We start from the raw sequence: 17,954 nt of genomic DNA on the forward strand, positions 1-17,954 counted from the left end.
AGGCCCGCCGCGCCTCCGCCGATTATCACTATATTGCGGTCGAATGTCTTCGGTTTGTCGAAACCCTTGTAGACTTTGCGCCGCTGGATGAAAGCGACCACAGCCTTGGCAATCCACGGGACGATGGCGAGCAGGACGAAGGAAAGAAGAATGGGAGGCGTAAAGATGCCTTCCGGGCTTTCAAGCGAGGAGATAGCTGTCCCAGCGTTCACATAGACCGCCGTTCCGATTAGCATACCAAGCTGGCTGACCCAGACGTAAGTCCAGGTCTTAATGCGGGTGAGGCCCATCACTGGGTTGATCACAAAGAACGGAACTGCGGGAACCATGCGCAAGGTGAACAGATAGAATGCACCATCGCGCTCGAGCCCTTTGTTGATGCCTTTCAGCCAGTCGCCGAACTTTGATTCAAAGAAGTCGCGTAGGACTGTGCGAGCTGCAAGGAAGTTAACTGTGGCGCCGATGGTCGACGCGAAAGACACTACGATTGTGCCGGTAACAAACCCGAACAATCCGCCTGCGGCCAAGGTCAACAGCGCAGCACCCGGTAAGGACGCGGCAGCGACAATCACATAGATTGCGGAGAATACGGCGATCACCAAAATGGGATTGTCCCGATAGGTTTGTTGCGCGCCTTCGACCCGCGACTTGATCGCCTCGAAGGTCAAATATTGCCCCAATTCGAAGTAGAAGAAGCCCGCGATGAGCGCAGCGAGCGCCACAATGATCAAAATCTTTTTCATATCGTCCTCTGTTTGATCGCCAGTTCGCAGACGAGAGGCCGAAGGTTACTGATGCTGATCAAGAGTCTGATTGAATCGCAATTCGCCATGACCTGCCCTAGAGCGCGGCCGAAAGCGGTGGTTCGTTCATCGAGAGCAGGATCAGATTATTCCTAAAACAAGTAGTGCCAAATTGTAACGATCACCTTAGCTGTTACGAAGCTGAACCATTGAAGAATTCTCCAATTCGCAAGAACAAAAAGGGGGCTATCCCAAAAATGCGTCTCAACAAGAACAACCTAGGCCTTACTGTTGCCTTGGGAGCTATCACGATCTCTCAACCAGCGCTCGCTCAAGGGCAGCCAGATGCCGAGATTGCAGAAGAAGCGGAGGAAGAATCCGGCCTTGGCGTAATTCTGGTCACAGCGACCAAAGAATCCGAAAACGCCCAAGATGTGCCGGTGGCGATCAGCGTGCTGGAAACCGAGACACTTAACACTTTTCGTGGCGCGGGTGATGACACACTCTTTTTGTCTGGCCGAGTTCCCAGCTTGAACATTGAGACTTCATTTGGTCGCATATTCCCGCGTCCTGGTATCCGAGGGCTCAACAACACAGATTTTGACTTCAACGCGTCTCAACCTGTGTCCTACATCTACGACGAGGTTGTTTGGGAGAACCCCGTTCTCAAAGGCTTCCCAGTGTTTGACCTTGCACGTGTCGAAGTGCTGCGCGGACCACAAGGCACGCTCTTTGGCCGCAACACCCCGGCTGGCGTCTTGAAGTTCGAAAGCGCCAAACCAGAGGACGCATTCGATGCCTATCTTACCGGCTCTTATGCCAGATTCGACACGGTTCTGCTCGAAGGCGCGCTCAACATTCCGCTGAGCGATGTGATCGCATTGCGCTTTTCCGGAACATTCCAAAGTCGCTCCGACTTCATTGAAAACCAAATCGACGATGATCCCAATGCAGATGCGGGCGGATTTGATGATTTTGCCTATCGCGCGCAGGCTTTGATAACCCCAAGCGATAACTTCGAATGGTTGATCAATGTGCACGGACGTAACCTCAATGGAGGGCAAACAAGCTTCCAGGCCAATGCGTTTCTGCCAGGATCAAATGATCCGCGCCCTGACTTTGATCGCACAGTAACCTTTGCCGATGCACAGCGCTTTTCAACGCTGGATACAAACACCTTTGGGATCACTTCGCGGGCCGATTTGGAGTTTGGCGGGGTCACAGCGACCTATATCTTCGGTTGGGAAACGGCAGAGGCTTTCTCGCGCGGCGATGTTGATGGTGGGTTTGGTGCGGCCTTCTTGCCCACGGGTGGCGGCCCAGGCCTCATCCCTTTCCCTGCAGAAAGCGGGGATGGCATCGATGATCTCGACCAACTGACCCACGAACTGCGATTGACCAATACGGACGAAGATACGCTCAATTGGACCGTTGGCCTGTATCTCTTCGATGAGAATCTTGAGATTTCCTCATTCAACTTCGACACCCTTGGCGGCGGCGTTGAAAACGGTCAGGCTTTCCAAACGCAGGACACGACAAGCTGGGCGATCTTTGGTTCGGTTGATGTCAATGTGACTGAAAAGCTCAATCTCGCCGCTGGTCTTCGTTTTACCGATGACGACAAGGATTTTGAGGTTATTCGCCCAATCGGCACGTTTGGCGCACCTGCTGCTGGACCATTCTTCCGAAATGTTGGTGATGAGGAAATTAGCTTCGATCTATCCGCGACCTATTCGGTGACAGAAGACACCAACCTCTATGCCCGCATCTCTCGCGGGTTCAGGGCACCTTCCATCCAGGGCCGCATTCTTTTTGCAAACCTCACACCCGATTTCGATGGGGTAACGGTCGCAGATACTGAGACTATATTGTCATTCGAAGCAGGATTGAAAACTACGCTCCTAGATAACCGGGCGCGCTTCAACATCAATGGCTATTTCTTCACGATCGATGATCAACAGCTCACGGCAATCGGAGGCGCGGGCAATTTCAACCAATTGCTTAATGCCGATCAAGGCATTGGCTATGGTATCGAGGCGGAGTTTGATTTGGCGGTTACTGATGATCTTACGCTGATGAGTAATTTCTCGTGGAACGAGACCGAGATTCAGGATGAGGACTTGCAGACCGCTGCTTGTGGTTCTGCAACACCATGTACGGTGCTCGACCCGATTGATCCTGTGACTGGCGGCGCGTTGATTGACGGCAATCCTTTCCCGCAAGCACCGCAGTTCATCGGCAATATTGTGCTCGATTACAGCCGCGATCTGGGTGCGGGTGAGTTTTTCGCCTCAACCGATTGGTCTTACCGTTCGAGCGCAAACATTTTCCTCTATGAATCGGTTGAATTTGAGGCCGAGGCGCAGGTTATTGGCGGCGCGCGGGCAGGGTATCGCTTGGATAACATCCACTTCGCTGGATTTGTGCGCAATTTGACCGATACTGTCGGCACGGTCTCGGCCATCGACTTCAACAATTTGTCAGGTATCTTCAACCAACCACGCACGTACGGTGTTGAACTTGGATGGCGCTACTAAGCAATGAGCATTTGAGGCGCTGACGGTTGAAACCGTTTGGCGCCTCAAACGTGCGATTGATAGCTTAGCGGATGTCCGGATAATGCTCGGAGAGCCCCTCGCGCACTCCCAATGACCACATCAAAGCGACCTTTAGGTAGATGTAGTTGGCGCGCAGGCTCCCAAGCTCGGTGATCCTCCTATCGGACGTCACAACCCAACGCCGAATAACACGCGTGCGGCCGAGCTTTGCAAAGTTGATGCAAAGTCCCGCTTCTTCCATGATCACGACACGCTCATCGCAGCCGCCAAATCCAAGAAAATCCTTGCGCCTAAAGAACATGGCGTGATCGCCAAACAGAAGCCTCACTCCGCGAAAGAAGAGGTCCGGGCGCGTCAGGAGCGGCGCGTACCAGGTCTTCACGATATTGTGCAGGGTGGAACCCCAACGGGTGCGACGCTCACCGACGAGTTTGGGAAAGAAGCTCGAAAGCGCGGTTTTCTTGTCCGCCATAGTTTCTCGGATGAGTGTGACCGCATCTTCTGGCAAAACGCTATCGGCATGGAGGACGCATATTAGCTCGCCCTTTGCATTGGCGATGCCTTGATTGATCTGTGCGCCGCGCCCTTTGCGAGGACAGTTCACCACTGTGAACCCAGCATCGGCCGCGATTTTAGCGGTCGCATCTTTGCTCCCCCCATCAGCGATCAAAACCTCGTCCGGCTGCGGCGAAAGGCGGCGCAGCCCGTCGATCGTGGCGGGAAGTGCGGCCTCTTCATTAAAGGTGGGTATGACAATGGTCACGCTGGTCATTGCTGGAGAACCTTACCCGATCTGTAAGGTAAGGGAAGCTATTGTCGGGCTCAAATTTGGTGCATAACTGCGTAACGCTTGAATGTTTTTCGGCGAACAGATGAGCAGGACCAGTTAGAAAGAGCGCTTGATGGAGATTTTTGGGCTGAGCGAAGGAACGGTGAGACTTGGCGTTTTTGCTAGTGTCTTCGCTATAATGGCCTGCGTGGAAGCGATCTTGCCCCGCAAACAGCGCACGCAGCCTCGCGGATATCGTTGGTTCACCAATTGGTCGCTGGTCATTATCGATAGTATTGTGCTGCGCATCCTTTTTCCAATTCTTGCGGTGGGAGTCGCCGGATATGCTGGCGAGCAGGGTTGGGGCCTGCTGAACGCCGTCCCTCTGCCGATTTGGCTCGAGATCATCCTTGCGATCGTCCTTTTGGACTTCGCTGTTTGGGCCCAGCATGTGGCTTCTCACAAAATCCCGATCCTTTGGCGCATCCACAAGGTTCACCATGTCGATCGTGACATTGATGTGACGACGGGAATTCGCTTCCATCCGATCGAAATCGTACTTTCGATGGCTTACAAGCTGTTGGTTGTAATTGCGCTTGGTCCGGCAGCGCTCGCTGTGGTTTTGTTCGAAGTGATCCTCAACGCATCGGCGATGTTCAATCACGCGAATGTCAGGCTGCCACTTGCGGTTGATCGCGTGCTCAGGACGATCATAGTCACGCCTGATATGCACCGGGTTCACCACTCCATCATCCACCGCGAGACAGACAGCAATTACGGCTTCTTCTTTTCGCTCTGGGACCGTCTTTTTGGGACATACATTGCTCAGCCCAATCGCGGGCACAATGGTGTCGTGATTGGGCTAGACGAACATCAAGATGATAGCCCGTCATCGCTGTTTTGGTCGCTTATGCTGCCGTTCAAGAACGCCAAGGTTACGGTCAAACCGCCATCTGGTCAGGAGACAACACAGTGAAGAAAGGTCTTGTGGTTAGCGGCGCAATTGGCATCGCCTTGCTCGCCGCAATCGGCGGTGCGGCATTTTTCCAGACTTCTGACCTCGACCGCATTCATTCTGGAATTGCGGCAAACTACGACACGGTTGAGCATCTGAGCGCAGATGATTTTTCCGCGCTCAGTCCAAATGACGTCGTACTATTCGATGTGCGCGAGCCTGACGAGTTTGCCGTAAGCCATTTGGCTGGAGCGATTCTTGTCGAGCCGGAGATAACCGAGGATGATTTTGCGGAACGCTTTGCTGATAAACTGCAGGGGAAACGCGCGGTATTCTATTGTTCTGTGGGTGCGCGCTCTTCAATTTTGGCTGACCGCGTGGCGCAGTTCGTTGAACGCGAGTCTGGCAAACCACCAGTCAATCTCATCGGAGGGCTGTTCCAATGGCGGAATGATGGGCGCGCTCTTGTGTCTGCTTCTAGCGGAGCGACCGAAGCCATACATCCGTTTGATGATTATTGGGGCCGCCTGATCGAGGATGAGGAAGCGATAAGCTATTCAGCGACAGATTGAGCAACGAGAGTTTTTCGGCCGTCAGCCAGATCAGGCCAGAGCGTTAGGTCCTCCGGGCGGTCACAATCTGAAAGCCGCTCAAGTAGGAGCGGCACAATCCCAAGCGCATCCAGGCGTTTGAGCGTCTCAGGCAGAACCTGGTCAGTGCTCCAGGGCATATCGGTCAAGAGTTCCGGATACGGCGCGCGCATGCCTATCAGGTAATAGCCGCCGTCTGTGGCAGGCCCTATCACCACTTCATGGGTGGTGAGGCCCTCCATCGCCATGTGCACATGAGCTGCGCTTAAATCGGGCGTATCAGCGCCAAAAAAGATCACCGGGGCTCGGCCGAGGAAGGCCAGCAGCCTTTCAGTAAGGCCACCTTCAACTTGCTCTTCAAAATTCACCTGCGGGCCGAGCCATGCTTCGAATGCTGCCAACTGCCCACCTGTGGTGGCAATACTCACCGGCGCACCTGAAGCGCACAGCAGCTTCACCGTCCTCTCCGCCAAGCGGCGATGAAGGCCAGCGGCCGCCTCTGCACCAATCGCTGGGATTAGCCGCGTCTTACATTCGCCCGGTGTCGGATATCTGGCGAATAGAACGAGATGGGGCGTTGCGTCTGTCACAGATCAGCTTTTCGTTCAGCCACACGAATTTGGCAAGATTGACGGGCTTTATGCAGCGTTCAGGGACCAATCGTAAGCATACTCGCTGATCGCCTGCGCCTCTTCGAGCAGTGCGGCTGTTGGACCTTCGGCATATTGACGTGCATGGGCCAACACGTCTTGCTCAGATCCCCAATCTTCCTGATACCATTCGAAGATGTTGGAAGCGATAAGAGCATCCGGATTGCCGCCAAATCCGCGAGGGTGATTGACGAATGACTTTGATGCTTGTTCGAGCATGTCTTCGAGTTTTTCGCCGGTGTAGGCGGTACGCGCAAGGTTGGGGCAACCAATCGATGCGCAGTTCACGGCATAGTGAATGCGCACATCTTGCCATTCGGGACGCAGAATGTCGTGCTCGATATTGTCGAGGCTGAGTGCGCGTCCTGCAACGGTGACGGCATCGTCCTTCCAAGGGCCGGAGCCGAGCAGGCCAATGTCGCGGATGGAATCCAGCGGGAGGTTCTGCACGATCACATCGACGGTGGCGGCATTGTAAAGATTGACCCAGAACGCGAATTGTTCATCGCGGCCAAAATTCTCAATCGAAACCGTTTGCAAGGCACCAAGATAGCCGGCGAGGGCGTCTAATGCTTCGTTCTTTAAACGCGCGTAATCGACAAGGTTCACTCCTTCAGGGCCTTCACTCGTATATTCTTGAAGAAGTGCATCCCATGCCGAATGATCGATCACGTTTCCAGAGCCTGAGTCGCTTGAGAAGCTTTCCTCGCCCAAGCCGCCGGCATCTGGACCTCCGCAAGCGGCGAGAACTGCCGTTGCGGGGATAGCCGCCAAAATTGAGCGTCTCGAAATGCCTGAGTTCATAAGATTTCCATTGGTGCGAATGTGCATAACCATGGTCCGTTCCTGTTGTTTCCTTGCCAATTCATTCGGCGAGATTGCCCAATTTGTTACTATTGAATGAAGAGAATGCTCTTTAGACGGCCGATTGGGATTGTTGAGCTTTAACTTGCACGACTTAGCCGCTTTCGGTGACTTCCCTTGCGCGTTCGGACTGACCAAAATCACCAAAGGCTTCGCGGGTGATAACAAATAGGATCTTCCAACCGGCTGCAAATACGCCTTTCACTGTCCCAGAGATCTTCGATACACCCACGCGCTTTCGATAAGTCACAGGCACTTCGAGAGTACGCATATCCATCTTTGCGGCGCGCACCTGCATTTCGATTGTCCAACCAAAGTCGCGGTCAGCCATCGCGAGGTGTTCGAGAGAGTCACGCCGAATGGCGCGAAATGGTCCCAGATCGGTGTAACGGTGACCCCAGATCAATCGCACCAAGGTTGGGGCGAGCCAATTGCCAAAACGCTGAGGCGCGCTCATCGCCCCTGCTTCAATTTTCCCGATAGTGCGCGATCCGATGACGAGGTCGGTCGATCCTTGGATCACCGGCGTCAACAATTTCTCAGCATCAGCAGGATCATCTGAAAGATCGGCATCCATAAATAGGATAATGTTGCTGCTCCGATCGACGCGGCCAAGAGCTGCAAGGCAGGCTGCACCATAGCCTCGCTTAGGCTCAGATATAACAAGCGCACCAGCACTCTTTGCAACGGACGCAGTTTCGTCTGTTGAACCATTGTCAGCAACTATGACTTCATGAAGTCCAACCGGGTTCGCCAAACGGATGCCGCGTACGGTCTGTTCAACCGATTCTGCTTCGTTCAAAGCGGGAATGATCACAGAGACCTTTGGTTCTGTAATAGGGTTTCGGTTCGGCAGCGGTGACGGGGAACTTCTAAAGCGCCTAAAAAGATCAATCGTGATCGCGCCTGCGAGAAGTACCCATTCGATCCGGTGTGCAATGGGATGCACCTCAAACGCTTCAAGCTCATAGATTTCAAGATTGAGCCCAGTCAGATAAGACAGCGGCAAAACAGCGCTTGCGACATACGGCCAGATATCGCGCCTATCGAGAGCGAAAGGCAGCAGCCACAAAAGGTACCATGCGTTTACTGCCGGCGCGAACAGCAGGATCGCGCCAAAGATCGGAGCAATCGGTACGCTATCATAGTCACGGGCGGAGGCGTGAAACCAAACGACCAAGGCGCCAGCCAGAAGCAGCGACGCAAGGCGGCCCCAAGCTGGCCCTAGAACAACTAATAGAGGCTCAAATGCGATAGGGTTAAAATACCACAGGGTGGCAAATGTCTCGGTTGAATCGAAACCCACTCCCTGCCCTTGGACTGCAAAGATACCGTACAGTGCGACCAGACCAACAACGGCGGCGATAAGGGCTGATGGAGCAAGCCGGATCAGCATTGGCCATGCGGCCAGAGCTACGATCTTCACGCCAGCGGATGCCGCGAAGAACAGGCCTGCCAACATTGGTCGATGTTTGCCGGCCAACACGGCCGCGAACAAACCCAAGCCTAAGAATATGTCGGGGTGAAGATGCAAAGTGCTCTCTGCTACAATCAACGGGTTCCACGCGAAAAGAGCCGTGCGTCCAGCGCTGTGGCGACGCGCTATCAAGGCTGAAAGTATCAGAGCGCCGGAGGCAAAAAGAATCCTCAGACCAATCTCATTCTCGCCGGCAAAAAAGCTTGTGAAAGCAAACAGTATCTGGAGGAGAGGTCCGTAGATCGTTGGATATTGGGGGTAATTGACCCACTCCAAAACGTTCTGCATTGCCCGCGGAATGGCCGGGTCATCTATGAACAGCTCAGGCGGCACTCCATATGGAGTGCCGCCTTGGAGGGTCATCCAGCCATCCCAAAGGAAACGGTAATAATCGTCCTCAAAAATGGTCTGACCGAAAAGGGCGATTATGTGCCCAAACGCCGCGACCAGCAAAACAGTTTTGGCGCTAATCTTTGTATCGCGCCAAAGCAGCAATGAAACCAGCGCGCTTCCGCCCGCCAGAATAGCCACATAGGGAAGGACGGGCGACGCTATTTCATTGGTCAGAAAAACCAAAGAGGCGATGCTCGCCAAAAAAACGGCGCTGGCGATCATGGCCGGCCATTCGGAGACAGACTTTGTCGCCGAGCGAACCATCAGCTCAACCGTTTAAAGCTGTTTTTAAGCAGTGACTTAGACGCCGAAGCGTCCTCGCAGATAGTAGAGCACCGCAGTGCGATCTTTCTGCTTGATTTCAAAGCGACCTTCTTGAACGCCTTGTGCAACTTCTACTGCGGTGCTGCGATCCAGGCGATCGTGATAATCGCATTTCTTACAGGTGATGTGCTTGCGCACCTGAGAGCGACCTCGTCGGTTGAGACGTTCAGCCTCGCTAATGCCTGAGCTTCCCGAAGCACCGCCCCAGCCTCCGCGCGAAGCACCTGAGCCAGAGCCAGAGGCTTCAGCAGGTATGGCAGTGGCGGCCATGGCCAGACCGAGTGCAGAAATCAAAGCAACTTTCATTTTTCAAACCTCCAGTTTTGCCTTTTTTGGCGTCATCAATTGTTGCTTTCGCATCTCTCGCCAGTTTCGTTACAGATCGCGAGAAATTTCTTGAAATTCCTTCTCAACCGCTTCGTGTAAATGGCCGGATCAGGTAATCAGTCCAGCCTGTAAGCGGTCGATACCCATCAATTCCTGTCGGATGGAATGTCTCATCCTCGGGCATATGCTGGGTTCCGAAAATGCGATCATAGAAAGAGAAGAAGGAGCAGTAGTTTCGCCCCCAATGTTCGATAGCACGCGAATGGTGGTAGTGGTGGTAGACATTGTCGGCCACCACGTGCCGGAGAAGGGGTGGGAACGACATCGCGGGATTATCGGTGTGCATGTAATAGTTGGACACCAGATAGAACGTCGTAAGCAACGCGACATGCTCTTGCGGGTCTTCAATGAGAAACACCAAGGGGATGGTGATGACCGCAAGGTACAAAGTTTCCTGTGCCCAATGCGAATAGCTTCGAGCGGCATTCATCTCTTCGATCTGGTGGTGAATCGCGTGGAGGCGCCAGAGGAGAGGTATGTCGTGCAACGCCCGGTGCAGCCAATATTCGAAAAAACCGACGAAGAGCATGTAAACGATCGGAAAAACGATCATGAGCGGGCCGAGATCATCCGCCTTCAATAGCGGTTCGACTTCCAACGATGGAAGCAATGAAAAAGCCATGGTCTGAATGAGGGTCGCAATGACAATTGCGGTTGAACCATAAACAAGGCCTTCAGAGTAACGCTCTTTGAAGTTCTTAAAACCAGCTTGGCGCCATTCAAAGAAGCCGAACAAGGCTACCATAGCAAGGAGCGACAACAAGCCGTTGGTCATCGCCGCCAGAGTGCCTGCCCATTGGAATGAAAAACCATAATCAAACGCGGCCCAGCCAACCTTGAATTGCAGCCACCCGATGAGCCTGAGCATCACCTCGGCTGCGATCAAGACGGCGCCGAATGTAGCCAAAAAGGGGATTGCCGATCTTGGTCGGTGATCGGCGTGAGATTGCGCGTCTTGGCGTCCGCTCTGTTGCGTTTCCATCTACTTGGTCGACCTTTACCGCTTCGCAACTGCAGTACACTGTCTGTGCGCATCTCGATAATCTTCGTGTAAAACTGGCATCTGGTTACAACCTTATTCCACCTACAAACGTCGAGGGCTCGCAGTCTGTTGAGAATATTCAAGATGCCGGATCAAGGGAAAAGGCCAATCAGGCATTTTTAGATTTGCAGTAGCGATTGCAGAATGAGCGGATGGGATGTTGGCGATTTCTTATCCAGACGCCGCGAGCCATGTAGCCAAAAGCGCAGTGGATTGGTGGCTTTGAAGTTTTTCAATAGAGCTTAGAAACAGCATGGAGCGCTGAGACTACCAGTGCTGAGTTCGCGCAAGACTGACAACGCCTCCGCCCATTAATCGAAATGCTGTCTAAAGCTCCCGCCATCTCGATAGGCGGGCCCTTTTATTGCAAATTTTGGGTTTTCTGTGATCGAATAGTGATCGGATCACGTTACTCAGAAACCGTCCCGTTATCTGGTGAAGTTTACTCCATACGGCCCAATTCAAGGTCGCATCCAGGTGTTGTGAACTTCATTCTGTCATACCAATTGGATGTATATTCCGGTTGATTTATTCCTGCCTTGGCTTACCAAACTCAATATTTGAACAACCAACTTAGGGGCTTTCCTTTGAGTATCAGGAGTACCGTTTCTTCGCCATTCGCCCTGTTGGCGGCGGGTTTGCTGATCACTGGGTGTGGGGGCGGCGGCGGGTCACCTGCTTCTTCGTCGACTGTCGCGCCTACCTCTAGCCCAACGCTAACCCCGTCCCCCACGCCTGTTTCTGTTGTTTCATGCAGCGGATTGAATTTCCTCGATATCGTCACGGCAACGGCGAGCCAATCGAGCGGTGCTGGTTTTGAAGCAAGCAATGCAATTGATGATAACTTGGAGGCAGCTTCCCGTTGGAGTGCGTCTGGTGTTCCCGCGACTTTGACCCTGGACTTGGGGAGTGAATTTCTCATCCGTGAGGTGGGTTTGGCTTTGCACCTCGGTGACCAGCGCACATCCACTTTCTCACTTGAGGTCTCTTCCGACGGTAGTGCGTTCACAACGCTTAGTCCAAGCCTTCAATCGTCTGGAGATACGGCTAACTTTGAACGGTTTGACGTTAACGACACAGCCGCAAGATTTGTTCGCATTTCGGCGGAGGGAACGTCTGATGGCAACCCCTTTGGTATCGTCGAGGCAGCGCTTTTTGGTTGTTCGGAAGGGACGCCAACCCCTGTTGCTGTTCAGCCATTTGATACGAGCATTTTTGGACTCGATCCGGCGGTCACTCCGGGGCGAAATTTCCAACTTCTAGATTGGGCGCTCGATACGCCTGCTACGGACCCTTCCGATGGTTTTGCCCAGCGCACGCAAGACCTTGATCTCGAAGGCTTTTCTGACGAGTTTTTCTTCACTTCTCCCGATGGAGGCATGACATTCCGCTCTACGATTGAAGGAGCAACGACGTCCGCCAATTCGCGTTTCACCCGCTCTGAGCTGCGAGAGATGCTGCGCAATGGCGATCGAAGCATCTCCACGCAAGGTGTGAACCGCAACAATTGGGTGCTTGGCTATCAGCCTGATCCCGGCGTACCTGTTGGCGGCCGGGGCGGCGTTTTGAAGGGCACGCTTGCGATCAATAATGTTAGCTCATCGGGCAGCGATTCCCACATTGGACGAATGATATTTGGGCAAATTCACGCATCAAGCGATGAGCCGATTCGTCTGTATTATCGCAAGTACCCGGAGAATGATCGCGGCTATGTCTATTTTGCTCACGAAATCCGGGGCGGTGACGATATCTACTTCATGGTGGTCGGGCCAGAATTCGATGACCGCGACAGCCAGCCTGAAGACCGCAATAACCCGTTCAATGGTATAGCGCTCAACGAGGTGTTTTCTTATGAAATAACCAATGCAGGTTCACGCATCGACGTAATTATACGTCGCGGCGACCAAGACGGTGAGATAATCGGCCACAACTTCGTGGACATGGTGGTTGAGAACAGCGGTTACGACACCATTGAAGAGTGGAACTACTTCAAGGCCGGCGTGTACACGCAGAATAACACAGGTGAGCCGACCGACTTTGACCAGGCGACCTTTTACCGGTTGGAAAACACGCATGATTGAAGCAGATGCGCGGGCAATCCTCCGATCATAGGGTGATAACTTTGCTTAAACGTCATGATTTACCAATCGGTATGACGAATATGGTTGAATTGGTCTAAGCAAAATGCATAACACCTAACTTGAGCACCGTACATCGTACGCGTGCACCGATCCAATTTTGAGAGCAGCGGCAAATGCCAAAGGCAGGCCGGATGAGAGGGAAAGACTGATGGCTAACACTGCAAGTCGAGCAGACAACCAAGTTTCAATGAAGGCTGAAGGTGTGCGAGCGGTAAGGCGCCGTACATTGTCGGGCCTATTTGTAGGCGCGTCAATTTCCAGCATGGCGCTAGCCACCGCGTATGCTGCTCCTGCTCATGCGCAGGTTATGATTGTGGACGACACGCCGGTCCAAAACCCTGGTCCCGACGGAGTTACCTCAGCCGATGGAGTTACTCAGACCGTCGGCAGCGGAGATAACATCCGGCTTGAAAATCAATCCAGCGACGGCGCGGTCATTACTCTGGGTGGAACTCATATCAACACCGATGGTGACGACGAAGATGTCGTCATTGAAGTTGATAATTCCGAAGACGATATCACAGTCAACGTTCTCTCAACCGGCGTGCTGCAAGGGTTTGACGGCGTTATCTTTTTCGAAGGTGACAACCAGATCCTTACTAACGACGGTTTGATCGCCGGTACGGGCGAGGCGACTGAGGCGGTCGTTTATTTCGACCGTGATGCGGATGGATTGCTGAACACTGTTATCAATAACGGTACAATTACCAGTGTTGGCGGGGCAACCGTTGGTGTTGATTCGCTGCTTGGTACGGACCCGTCTTCGGGCACAGTGGGTGATGAAGAGGGTATTGCCCGCTTCAGGTTAGTGAACACTGGAACTATATCCAATACAGGTTCCGACAGCGATGCCGACGCTGTACATCTGAACGGTGATCCTGGCTCCTCTGGCGGCGAGGACCGCGGGTGCCGCGAGGATGACCGTGTCAACTGTGTGATCGAAGTTGATATTACCAACAGCGGGACGATCTCAGCGGCGCGTAACAACTCTTCGAACGCAGCGATCCGATCTGAAAGTGACGCGGTGGTGCGCGGCACAATCACCAACGAAGCTGGCGGCATGATTGTCGGCGCTAGCAACGCAATTCGCATCAACGGTGCGCATTCTGACCACGCGGTCACGATCTCTAATGCAGGAACAATCGATGGTCAGGCTGAAGCCGGAATTTTGATCGGCGGCAGCGGCGTCACGGTTGTCAACGAGGCAGGTGGTATGATCATCGGCGATGATGAAGGTATCCGTCTTGATGGCGATTCAATCAGTGTTCGCCTTTTGGGTGGCGCCGACATCAGCGAAGACACCACGCCAACAGATACGGTGATCACCAACTCAGGCACGATCCAGGGCACAGCAGACGGCATTCTGGTTAACACTGATGCTATTGGTGCGATCATTACCAACAATGAGGGCGGGACCATCATGGGTAATGATGGCATTCAGTCTGCGACTGGCGGTACTTTGGTGAACAATGGCACATTGACAGGCGCCGATGGTGACGGTGTGCGTTTTGAGGGCACTCAAGACGCAACGGTTACTTTGGGAGCGTCGAGTGTCACTTCGGGCACCGATAATGCAGTCGAATTTGCAGGTTCTGGCACCAACACACTGACCGTGACAGCCGGTGCAAGCGCGACCGGTAACTTGCAGGGTAGTGAGGAGATGGGGGCCACCAACATCCTCAATCTCACTGGCTCCGAGATGGATACTAGCTTCGTTCGCGCGTTTAACTTTGGTCAGGTCAATGTGGATGGGGGCACGCACAATTTGTCATCCCTCGCGACCGATATTGGCGCAATCACCATGACCGGCGGGACTTTGTTCGTGAACGCTGGCGGAGTTGGCGCGATCTCGGTCGGCGATGGCGCGACATTGGGCGGTAATGGTACTGGGGGCGCTACCACCGTTGCGGACGGCGGTATCATCAATCCAGGCAACGCAGGCGATGCAGACCAACTTTCGCTCGGCGCATTGGCACTGTCATCAGGTTCTCTACTTAATTTCGACCTTGGCAATCCGGCTGATTCGTCGACCAGCGACCGGCTCTTGGTGGGAGGCGATTTGACGCTTGATGGGATTCTGAACGTCACCGATGCTGGTGAGTTCGGTCTCGGTGTCTACACGCTCATCACTTATGGTGGAGCGCTTACAGACAACGGTCTGGATGTCGGTTCAGTCCCTGACGGCTTTACCGTGGCCCAAGGCGAGGTACAGACAGCGCTTGCCGGTCAGGTCAACTTTGTCGTCTCAGCGCTTGATACAGGGACGGACGCCGAGATCCTCTTCTTCGATGGCGCCGATGTTGATGGCAATGGCGTGATTGATGGCGGTGCAGGTATCTGGGACAGCGTCACAACCAACTTCACCGAAGCAGACGGTGTCGACAATTTTGCTTTCAATAATGCCTTTGCGGTCTTTGGCGGCGACGCTGGCGGCCTTGTAACCTTGGGTGACAATGTTGAAGCGGTCGGCCTGCAATTCCTCGTCAACGGCTATGAAGTCACGGCTGCTGACACCGCATTCACACTTTCTCTTACCGAAGAGCAAAGCGGGGTTCGTGTTGGCGATGGAATTTCGGCTACGATTTCGGCGGCGTTGGCCGGCGAGGGAGGTCTCAACAAGCTTGAAGGCGGTACTCTGATCCTTTCAGGCGTCAACACCTACACAGGCGCAACAACCGTTTCAGGCGGTATCTTGGCAGTGGATGGTTCCATCACCAGCGATACAACGGCTCTTGCTGGCTCTACATTGACCGGCAACGGCATGATCGATGGCGACGTCGAATTGGGCGCAGGTGCCACTCTCAATGCAGGTTCAGTTGGCGCTGCTGGTACGCTGGCAATTTCGGGCGACCTAGTCTTGGGGGCAAGCTCTATTCTTGGCGCCGACCTTGGAAATCCAGCAGATGCGGCAACCAGTGACCTAATCACAGTTGGCGGTGATTTGACTCTGGACGGCCTGCTCAACGCAAATGCACTCGATAGCTTTGGTATCGGCGTCTATCGCCTGATTGATGTCGCCGGTGGGATCACTGACAACGGTCTTGACGTAAGTGTCTTGCCTGAAGGTTTCGACCTTGAGCAGGGCACAATCCAGGTCACTGACGGCGGTCAGGTCAATCTCATCATCGACCGTGCGATCCCTGAAATTCAGTTCTTCGATGGCGCTAATACTGAGGGCAATGATGTCATTGATGGGGGCAGCGGCAGCTGGAATCTCACCGATACCAATTGGACCGATGCCGACGGCAACTTCAACGCGGCATGGAACAGCAACTTTGCAGTCTTCGGAGGCGCTGCTGGCACTGTTACGGTTGACGATGAAATCACCTTTACAGGTCTTCAGTTCACAACCGACGGCTACACTATCGCTGCTGGAAGCGGTGCATTGACGATCAACGATGCCCTTACCGCAGTTCGTGTCGATCCCGGAGTGACTGCCACTATTTCGGCACCGATTGGTGGTGATGGCGGACTTAACAAGCTCGATGCAGGGACTTTGGTTCTGGAGGGTGATCACACCTTCACTGGCAGCACTGTCGTTGATGGCGGACTGCTGGTTGTAAATGGAAGCATTGCCTCTGCCGTCACGGTGAATGACGGTGGACGCCTTGGCGGTGCAGGACAATTGGGCGGCATCAATGTTGTCGGCGTATTGGCACCAGGTAACAGCATCGGAACGGTTAATGTCGCAGGCGACATTAGTTTTGCGGCCGGTTCAACTTTTGAGGTAGAAGTTCTGCCTGATGGTTCGACCGATTTGGTTGCAGCCACAGGCGCGGCTGCTATCGATGGCGGCACTGTGAGCGTTCTTGCTGGCGGGACGGCCTATGACATTTCGACCGATTACACGATCCTGACTGCCGATGGCGGTGTTACTGGAGTGTTTGATGCCGTAACCAGCAATCTTGCCTTCCTTACGCCTACGCTCAACTATGACGATACATCATCTGTCTTGCTCACCCTTAGCCGTAACGATGTCGACTTTGCCGCGGCCGGTGTCACAGCCAATCAGATTGCAGTCGGTGAAACCTTGGACAGTCAGGGCAACAGTGACCTTGCAAATAGCGTGGTGAATCTTGACGCAGCAAGCGCCGCGGCAGCATTCGATCAATTGTCGGGCGAGGTTCACGCAAGTGTTCTCAGCGTGCTGACCGAAGATCAACGTCTCGTTCGTAATGCTGTGCTCGGCCACTTGGCAAGTGACCAGCGCGGTGGCCACATTTGGGGTCAAGCATGGGGCTTTACAGGCAGTAACGATAGCGATGGCAATGCCATCGGTTTGGATCGTGACGGCTTTGGAATGCTGCTTGGTGCGGATGTAGGCCTTGGCGAAAATGCAAGCCTTGGTGTAGCGGCGAGTTATCAGGAAACCGACTTTGATCTCGACGCGGCAACGCGCGGTGTAGGAACGGCTGAAACTTTGTCGATATTGGCATACCTTGGAGTTGATGCGTTTGGCCTCAGAATCCGAGCAGGTGGCGGTTATGGATCAAGCGAAGTATCGGTTGATCGCAGTGTCGCATACGGCGCATTCGTCGACACGCTTGCAGCAGACTATGATGGGTCGGTGACCTTTGGGTTCATCGAAGCAGGGTATCCGATTGAATTTGGCGGTGGCCATGCAGAGCCATATGTTGGATTCAATTTCGGTGAAGCCAATATCGATGCGTTCTCCGAAACAGGAGGCGCTGCGGCGCTTACCTTTGAAGATGGCGGTGAGAATTCAGGTACTGCAATTCTCGGTATGCGGTTTGCAAACTCTGGCGAAGGAGCCTTCCAGTTCCGCGGCAATGCAGGCTATCAGTACGATCTTGGTGAACAAGAGCCGTTGGCGATCGCTCGCTTCTCTAGTGGTGATGGCTTCACAGTTTCCGGGGCGCCGCAATCGCAACATTCAGTCTTTGCGCAACTTGAAGCAGGCTTCCAGCTGTCTGAACATAGCTCGATTAGCGTGGTCTATGACGGCATTTACGGTGATGATTCACAAACCCACGCCGGCGTTGCGCGCATCACTATAGGCTTCTGATAGTTTCCCAGTAGCATCAAAAAAAGGCCCCGCTC

13 protein-coding genes are annotated in these 17,954 nt (G+C 53.7%); 6 read left to right on the forward strand and 7 right to left on the reverse strand.

Annotation, left to right across the window (positions count from 1 at the left end):
• On the reverse strand, window positions 1-743 hold a 743-nt coding region (locus tag ABJ205_RS15765), incomplete at its 3' end, for a TVP38/TMEM64 family protein (protein ID WP_348155257.1).
• Between the two features lie 257 nt (window positions 744-1,000).
• On the opposite strand from ABJ205_RS15765, the gene ABJ205_RS15770 reads away from it, so the two are divergent.
• Entirely contained in the window at window positions 1,001-3,280 is a 2,280-nt protein-coding gene (locus ABJ205_RS15770; protein WP_348155255.1) for a TonB-dependent receptor, read from the forward strand.
• Window positions 3,281-3,344: 64 nt separating this feature from the next.
• Here ABJ205_RS15770 and ABJ205_RS15775 read toward each other — a convergent pair whose 3' ends face one another.
• A complete protein-coding gene (locus ABJ205_RS15775) occupies window positions 3,345-4,073 on the reverse strand; it encodes a glycosyltransferase (protein WP_348155253.1) in 729 nt (242 codons plus the stop codon).
• Window positions 4,074-4,203: 130 nt separating this feature from the next.
• Between ABJ205_RS15775 and ABJ205_RS15780 the strand changes: the two genes are divergently transcribed.
• Both ABJ205_RS15780 and ABJ205_RS15785 read left to right on the forward strand, forming a co-directional pair.
• On the forward strand, window positions 4,204-5,046 hold the full coding sequence (locus ABJ205_RS15780; protein ID WP_348155251.1) for a sterol desaturase family protein: 843 nt from the start codon (window positions 4,204-4,206) through the stop codon (window positions 5,044-5,046).
• Complete coding sequence (locus tag ABJ205_RS15785) at window positions 5,043-5,597, forward strand: rhodanese-like domain-containing protein (protein WP_348155248.1); 555 nt, start codon at window positions 5,043-5,045, stop codon at window positions 5,595-5,597. The genes ABJ205_RS15780 and ABJ205_RS15785 overlap by 4 nt, the downstream gene beginning before the upstream one ends.
• Here ABJ205_RS15785 and ABJ205_RS15790 read toward each other — a convergent pair.
• The 5 genes from ABJ205_RS15790 to ABJ205_RS15810 form a co-directional block, all read right to left on the reverse strand.
• Entirely contained in the window at window positions 5,579-6,205 is a 627-nt protein-coding gene (locus ABJ205_RS15790) for a TIGR04282 family arsenosugar biosynthesis glycosyltransferase (RefSeq protein ID WP_348155245.1), read from the reverse strand. The two genes, ABJ205_RS15785 and ABJ205_RS15790, sit on opposite strands and share 19 nt — an antisense overlap.
• 48 nt (window positions 6,206-6,253) lie before the next feature.
• Window positions 6,254-7,102, reverse strand: coding sequence for a DUF547 domain-containing protein (locus ABJ205_RS15795; RefSeq protein ID WP_348155242.1), 849 nt, complete (start codon window positions 7,100-7,102; stop codon window positions 6,254-6,256).
• A gap of 121 nt (window positions 7,103-7,223) precedes the next feature.
• On the reverse strand, window positions 7,224-9,221 hold the full coding sequence (locus ABJ205_RS15800) for a glycosyltransferase family 2 protein (RefSeq protein WP_348510087.1): 1,998 nt from the start codon (window positions 9,219-9,221) through the stop codon (window positions 7,224-7,226).
• Window positions 9,222-9,299: 78 nt separating this feature from the next.
• Entirely contained in the window at window positions 9,300-9,629 is a 330-nt protein-coding gene (locus ABJ205_RS15805; RefSeq protein ID WP_348155237.1) for a hypothetical protein, read from the reverse strand.
• A gap of 103 nt (window positions 9,630-9,732) precedes the next feature.
• Window positions 9,733-10,617, reverse strand: a complete 885-nt coding sequence (locus ABJ205_RS15810; protein ID WP_348155234.1) for a sterol desaturase family protein — start codon at window positions 10,615-10,617, stop codon at window positions 9,733-9,735.
• Between the two features lie 17 nt (window positions 10,618-10,634).
• Here ABJ205_RS15810 and ABJ205_RS15815 point away from each other — a divergent pair, with 17 nt between their 5' ends.
• From ABJ205_RS15815 to ABJ205_RS15825, 3 genes are all read left to right on the forward strand, one after another.
• The gene (locus tag ABJ205_RS15815; RefSeq protein WP_348155231.1) at window positions 10,635-10,886 is read left to right on the forward strand and encodes a hypothetical protein; all 252 of its coding nucleotides are present in this window, start codon (window positions 10,635-10,637) and stop codon (window positions 10,884-10,886) included.
• A gap of 453 nt (window positions 10,887-11,339) precedes the next feature.
• Window positions 11,340-12,833, forward strand: coding sequence for a polysaccharide lyase family 7 protein (locus ABJ205_RS15820; RefSeq protein ID WP_348155228.1), 1,494 nt, complete (start codon window positions 11,340-11,342; stop codon window positions 12,831-12,833).
• Between the two features lie 208 nt (window positions 12,834-13,041).
• Entirely contained in the window at window positions 13,042-17,919 is a 4,878-nt protein-coding gene (locus tag ABJ205_RS15825) for an autotransporter domain-containing protein (RefSeq protein ID WP_348155226.1), read from the forward strand.
• Window positions 17,920-17,954: the final 35 nt, after the last annotated feature.

Source organism: Erythrobacter sp. (assembly GCF_039988855.1).
Classification (GTDB): Bacteria; Pseudomonadota; Alphaproteobacteria; order Sphingomonadales; family Sphingomonadaceae; genus Erythrobacter.